This is a genomic window from bacterium (assembly GCA_040756715.1).
In the GTDB taxonomy this organism is placed as follows: domain Bacteria; phylum UBA9089; class UBA9088; order UBA9088; family UBA9088; genus JBFLYE01.
Genome location: JBFLYE010000121.1, coordinates 1 through 5,942 on the forward strand (window position 1 = coordinate 1; position 5,942 = coordinate 5,942).

General features: G+C 37.1%; 8 protein-coding genes. 6 read left to right on the plus strand and 2 right to left on the minus strand.

What is annotated here, in order from left to right; translation table 11 throughout:
* Positions 1-293 precede the first annotated feature (293 nt).
* Both AB1397_04665 and AB1397_04670 read left to right on the plus strand, forming a co-directional pair.
* A complete protein-coding gene (locus AB1397_04665) occupies positions 294-506 on the plus strand; it encodes a hypothetical protein (GenBank protein ID MEW6482277.1) in 213 nt (70 codons plus the stop codon).
* 200 nt (positions 507-706) lie between these two features.
* Complete coding sequence (locus tag AB1397_04670; protein MEW6482278.1) at positions 707-1,885, plus strand: ATP-binding protein; 1,179 nt, start codon at positions 707-709, stop codon at positions 1,883-1,885.
* A 53-nt stretch (positions 1,886-1,938) separates the two neighbouring features.
* Here the strand turns inward: AB1397_04670 and AB1397_04675 are convergent, their stop codons facing one another.
* Together AB1397_04675 and AB1397_04680 are read right to left on the minus strand one after the other, a co-directional pair.
* Positions 1,939-2,166 (minus strand): type II toxin-antitoxin system HicA family toxin, encoded by a 228-nt coding sequence (locus AB1397_04675; protein MEW6482279.1) that lies wholly within the window; start codon positions 2,164-2,166, stop codon positions 1,939-1,941.
* Positions 2,163-2,417: a type II toxin-antitoxin system HicB family antitoxin gene (locus tag AB1397_04680; GenBank protein ID MEW6482280.1), complete on the minus strand. Its 255-nt coding sequence runs from the start codon at positions 2,415-2,417 to the stop codon at positions 2,163-2,165. The genes AB1397_04675 and AB1397_04680 overlap by 4 nt, the downstream gene beginning before the upstream one ends.
* 265 nt (positions 2,418-2,682) lie before the next feature.
* On the opposite strand from AB1397_04680, the gene AB1397_04685 reads away from it, so the two are divergent.
* The 4 genes from AB1397_04685 to AB1397_04700 are packed head-to-tail and all read left to right on the plus strand — an operon-like array spanning position 2,683 to position 5,875.
* Entirely contained in the window at positions 2,683-3,027 is a 345-nt protein-coding gene (locus tag AB1397_04685; protein MEW6482281.1) for a hypothetical protein, read from the plus strand.
* Positions 3,028-3,072: 45 nt separating this feature from the next.
* Positions 3,073-4,563 carry a carbohydrate-binding domain-containing protein gene (locus tag AB1397_04690; GenBank protein MEW6482282.1) on the plus strand — a complete coding sequence of 497 codons (1,491 nt, stop codon included), beginning with the start codon at positions 3,073-3,075 and terminating at the stop codon, positions 4,561-4,563.
* Entirely contained in the window at positions 4,488-5,561 is a 1,074-nt protein-coding gene (locus AB1397_04695) for a pre-toxin TG domain-containing protein (GenBank protein ID MEW6482283.1), read from the plus strand. Before AB1397_04690 ends, AB1397_04695 begins: the two co-directional genes overlap by 76 nt.
* A 17-nt stretch (positions 5,562-5,578) precedes the next feature.
* Positions 5,579-5,875 (plus strand): hypothetical protein, encoded by a 297-nt coding sequence (locus AB1397_04700; GenBank protein ID MEW6482284.1) that lies wholly within the window; start codon positions 5,579-5,581, stop codon positions 5,873-5,875.
* Positions 5,876-5,942 lie beyond the last annotated feature (67 nt).

A 5,942-nucleotide genomic window follows, 5' to 3' on the forward strand; every position in this document is an offset into this window, starting at 1 on the left:
TTCTAAATTTTGAATTTTGAATTGAAGGTTTAAGTTTTATAAAATTTTTTCCCTTTTAATTCAAAATTCAACATTCAAAATTCATAATTTTATAAAGTTTTCCTTAAGATTATCTAAACACATACAAAAATGAGGATATCATTTCTATCCCATTTTTTTCTGTAATTTATCGATTTGAGCTTTATAAGCTTCCCACCTATCCTATAATCAGGCTTTATTTAGAATTATTTGATCATCCCAAAAAAGACCCTATAAAAGCCGAGGCTTTGTTTTTCCTAGAAAAAGACAAAGAAATGCTTGATCGTTTATCCACCCAGCCTTTGCTTAACCTGCATTTCTATAATGAGGAAAATAAGTATGTTTCTTCTAAAGAGATACCCTTCTTTGTCTCCCAAAGGGATATTTTAAAAGAAGCAAGAAAGGATGCAGAGGATTTTCTTTCCTCTCTTTCAAAGCCAGATATAGACCAGGCACGAAGGGATTTTTATTCCTCATTTCCCTTATAAAAATATTATTGTAAATTACAATTGACAAAATTATAATAATATTGTAAAATTCATTTATAAATAATAAATATTCTCTCTGCGAGCGACTCTCATTTCACAATCCCTGGTGGCAGACCGGTAAAGTTCCTGCGGTATTTTTACCCGAATTCAAACGAGAGATCTTTTCTAGATTTTTATCCTATCTTCCTTTAAAGAGGGCAATTCTTCTAAAAGGACCCCGCAGGGTTGGAAAAACAACCCTCTTTTATCAATTAGTAGATAAGCTTATAAAAGATAGAATAAATCCAAAAGATATCTGTTATATCTCGTTTGATGACCCTCTTTTAAAAATCCCCCTTGAGGAAATCCTTAGGGTCTATGAAGAATACAGGGGTAAAAGGTTTAATCAAGGAAGGTCTTATCTCTTCCTTGATGAGGCACAATTCTTAAAGGATTGGGAATTGACCGTAAAGCTCTATATTGACAGGAAATTCCCAATAAAATTCTTTATTTCAGGCTCTTCAATATCCCTTTTAACCCAAAAGGTTGATTCCTTAGCGGGTAGGACAATAGAAGAAATGCTTTTCCCATTCTCCTTTCGGGAATATATTGGGCTTTTTGCCCCTTCAATCAACCTAAAAGAGCATATACAAAAAGAAGGCTTCCCTAATTCTTTCCCTTTATCCCTTTCGCCTTTTATTGAGGAAATAAAGATTCTTTTCAGAAGCTTCTTACAAAAAGGGGGTTTTCCCCATCTATATGAAGAAGAGGAGGAGATGTTTCCAAGGCTTCTTAAAGATGAGATATTGGATAAGGTAATCTTTAGGGATTTGGTTGAAATGTATAAGCTCCGGGAACCATCCTCTCTTGAAAGATTATTCTATTATCTGGGAAAGAATACCAGTTCTGTGTTAAATCTAACTACCCTTTCGCAGACACTAGGTATTTCAAGGGTTGTGGTAGAAAGGTATATTTCCTATTTAGAACGCTCATTGCTCTACTTTCGTCTGCCAAAGTTTAGTAGCTCTCTAAAGAAGAGGTTGCGTTCGAACCCAAAGGGTCACATAATTGACCCTAGCCTTGGTAACCTGTTTGGGGCAAACAAAGACCAAATCCTTGAAAGCGCTATTTCTTCCTCTCTCTTTCCAAGCTTTAAAGGAAACATCTATTTCTGGCGAGATCAATTCCATGAGGTAGATATCATTGTTGACAAGGAAGAGATTATCCCCATAGAGGTTAAGAATTCAGAAAGCGAAGAGGTTCCAAAGAGCTTAATCTATCTGATGGAGAAGCTAAATCTATCCAAAGGTTTTGTTGTCTATCAAGGCAGATTCAAGAAGACCCACCTAAAAGGTAAAAAGGTTGTCTTTTATCCCTCCTGGTATTTTCTTTTATTGTAGTCACCCTTTCCAAAAATTTCTCTAAAGTTTTTTTAAAAATTTGCCAATGTAAATTAAAGGTTAAGAAATTCATCAACCGTCAGGCCTGCTTGTTCAATAATAGCACAAAGGGTTGCCTTTGCTATATCCTTTCCTGGATGGTTAGGAATGGTTGTTCTACGATGAGTTCGTGGATTATACCATATTTCATGGCTTCCTTTTGCATGTCTATCAAAGATAAAGCCTGCCTTTCTAATTTTGCGAATAACATCAATCGGCTTACAGGAGGGCAGGCTAATCATATTTCCACCGGCAGGGGGATTTTGGTTTCTAATTTGAATTTCTCATTTGATACAAGGGTAAGTTCTGCCGGCAAAGGGTCATTGTGCTCAATATATGATTCAATAAGTTTTCTTGCTACATCTTCTGCAATTTCTAATGTTTCAGATATTGTTCTACCCTGGGCAACAAGACCTTGTAAAAGAGGGCTTGTTGCTAAATATTCACCCTCCTTCAGGGGTTCAATTGTCAGTGGAACTAGATATTCTGGCATAATTATCACCTCACCTATATTCTAACAAAATTTAAAAGGATTTTTCAATAATTGGATAAGCTACTTAAAAATTTTGCTAAAGTTTTTTTGAAAAATTGCCGATAATATAAAAAAAGTTAATTATAAAATAAAAAGAGGAAAAGATAGTGGGAGTTTGCAACCAAAACCTTTTCTTTTCCCCTTTTGGATTATATATCGGCAAAATGATGAAAAAACTTAAGGATTAAATTATACAGCTTATAGCTTTAAAATTGGAGGTGCTAGGATGCAAACAAACCCAGTAAGTATTATCAATGGGGCAGGTTCTTTAAATAGCAACAAAAGAACCTTGCAAGACAAAGGGTTTATAAAGCTATTCCAAGAAGCCCTTGGAAAAACAAAGGATTCTCCTGGCTGGGAGGATAGGGAGGAGATAAGGGTAATTGAAAAGGGGATAAATCAATGGGATATTGAAAAGGATGGAAGGATTGATGCCAAGGACATCAAAAGGCTATTTCCTCAAAAAAAGAGAATAATTGAGAAAACAGAGGCTTATTTGGGAAAGACAGACAAAGACCCTGGATGGGAAGATAGGGTAGAATGGGTTTTAAGAAGAAGACGATGGGGTTAGTTTAGGCGATGGAGTTGGGTTAGACCTAGATATTATTGGGAGCCTATGGTTATTCCAGGATATAAACACCAAGATTACAACCATGATAAAAAGATAGATACAGAGGACATCAGGCTTTTAATCCCTGATGCTAAAGTAAGGGATGCCTATTTAAAGACAAGCAAAGATGTAGGTTGGGAGGATAAGCTTGGAAAAATCCCAATCCCAGGGACTGGATATAAAAACCTTGATTTTGATTTAAACAACCGGATAGAGCAATTAGACCTTCAAATATTATTTAGCAATAAATACGAGGATGGAACTTTGATAAAAAGGGATGATAGGGTCTATGTAATGATGGGAGGAGGGAAAAGGCTTATCCCTGATGAGAAGACATTTAATATTCTTGGCTTTGACCATAAGGATGAGATAAGCTTAAGCAATGATGAGTTTAACCTTATCCCTGACCTTGGCTCTCTTGCTCCCATTAAATATGAGAATGGAAGCATTGTTAAAGGAGTTGATCACAAGCTTTACCTAATGAGTTATGGAAGCAAAATAGAGATTCCCGATCAGACAACCTATGAGGCATTGGGATTAAACATTGCCGACCATACTATTACCATAAGGGCAAAGGGAAAGGCTGATGATAATGTTTATCCAATCATCCAACTAAGAATAGATGGAGAGGTAATAAAGGAATGGTTTGTTAGTTCTGAATATAAGGATTATACAACCACAGTTCCCCTTTCTGAGGGAGAGCATAAGATAGAGGTAGTCTATCCCAATGACCAGGATATTGAGACAGTAATGAATTCCTCACAGAGGAGAGAAAAGAGCTGGTTTGGACTTAAGGAAAAGATTTTTACCACCTATTGGTCATCAGATAATGTGATTGCTGACCGAAGCCTTGTGGTGGATTGTATAAAGATAGATAATGAGACAATCCAGGCAGAAGATACCTCCCAGGTAAAATATGATAAAGGCATCTCTAATAACTTTGATAGCTTTTCTGATGAGCAAAATGCTATTCCAGGCCAAGAGAATCTTGAGGATGCAGGGGCATTAAGGTTTAAGCATAATTTTAAAACCGCTATTTCTGTTTCTAATGAAGACCTTGTGAACATCCCTGAAGGAGGAAGCCTTCCTCTTGTTAAATACCCAAATGGAACAATCCTAAAGGATGAAAGTGGAAAATTATATCTTATGAGGATGGGCCAGAGAAAACTTATTCCCGATAAAATAACCTTTGAGGCTTTGGGATTTAAGGAGGATAAGATTATCTCGGTTAATTCTTCTTCTTTACAGGAAATCCCAGAGGATGAGGCTATTCCTGTGATAAAATATCCCAATCGGACATTGCTTAGATCCCAAGAGGGTAAGGTCTATATGATAAATCTAGGGATAAAAAGGGAGATTGTAAATAATGAGATTTTAAAGCAGATGGTGATGGAAAGGGTGAGGAAGGATATATCAGCTGATTGTTTCCCAACGGTGATCCTCTACCTAAAATTGACCTTCCCGATGGAGCATTTATTAAAGGAAAAACATGGGTAAAGGCAGATAGAAGTGAGGCTGTAGATTGGTGGGGAGAGTATAGTAGGTTAAACCCAGGGTATCGGGAAGTATATGACCCCCTGTCTCCTAATAAGAGAGGATACGAAAAGAAGGTTGATGCTTATTTTATGATTGAGGCAGGAAGAAAGAGGCAGGTCACCAACCCTGAAACACTTAACAAGCTTTCATCTTCTCAAATAAAGATAAATCCTGCCTCAGCTGATTGTTTCCCAACCGGTGATCCTCTACCTAAAATTGACCTTCCCGATGGAGCATTTATCAAAGGGACAAAGAAGGTAGCAACACCAAATAAAGGGATTTTTTCAGAATACCCAGATAAAGAAAGTGTTAATGAATATTATATGATTGAAAATGGAAGAAAGAGGCTAATTCCCGATGAGCAAGCTATGCTTCTCTGGGTACCTAAGAAGGTTAGCGATAGTGAACTTAAATCTATGGAAAGTGGAAGTCCAATTGGTGAAAAACCAAAGCTGGTTAAAGGCTCTGGGGATTCCTTATGGCTTGTTTCTGATGGGAGAAAGAGGTATTTCCCTTCCGGAAGTGTTACCTTACAAGCCTATGGATACAATATCTCTGATATTCAAACCCTTCCTGATGCAGAACTTGAGAAGATTCCCACCGATAATGGGGTGGCAAGGATAAATTATTACTCCCAGAATGTCCAGAAAATAAATAGACTAACCCAGTTTATCTCTAGTATAATTTCCTTTATCCCAGGGGTTGGTCAGCTATATTCCCTTATCTCTTCCTTTATGGGAATAGATATGATAACAGGCCAAGAGCTTTCTAAGGCAAATAGGTGGGTTGGTTTCTTGGGAGGATTTGGTGGACTTTCTGGTGTAAAGGGAGTAGACCTTGGAAAGGCAGCAAGCCTATCAAGGAATATAAACATAGTGGTAAATTATACAAACGCTTTTCGTATTCATACATTGCTGTCTCTGGCGATGACCCATTCACAGAGGAAAGGGAGCATATAAACGGAGCAAGCAGATTTGTGGCAGGAATCAATGCCTTTAATTCCCTTGGAAACCCAGGCATAGGGAAGCTAAACAATGCCCAATTAAAATACCTCCTCTCTGGCTACCAAATAGCAACCGCAATAACAGGAAGAGAAGGGATATTCTTTGGTAAGGAATTAACCGAAGACGAAAGGTGGTCTTTGGGGATCTCTGGTGCCTCTCCCTTAATTTATGAAGGATTAAAAGCTGGGTTTAATTATATCAAGGATTATAAAATAAGGGAGGCATATGATGCATATAACAAGGGAAATCTAAACCCAGATGACTTATAGTTAATTCCATAACGCTTTACAAAATGTATGTGTTTAGATAATCTTAAGGAAAACTTTATAAAATTAT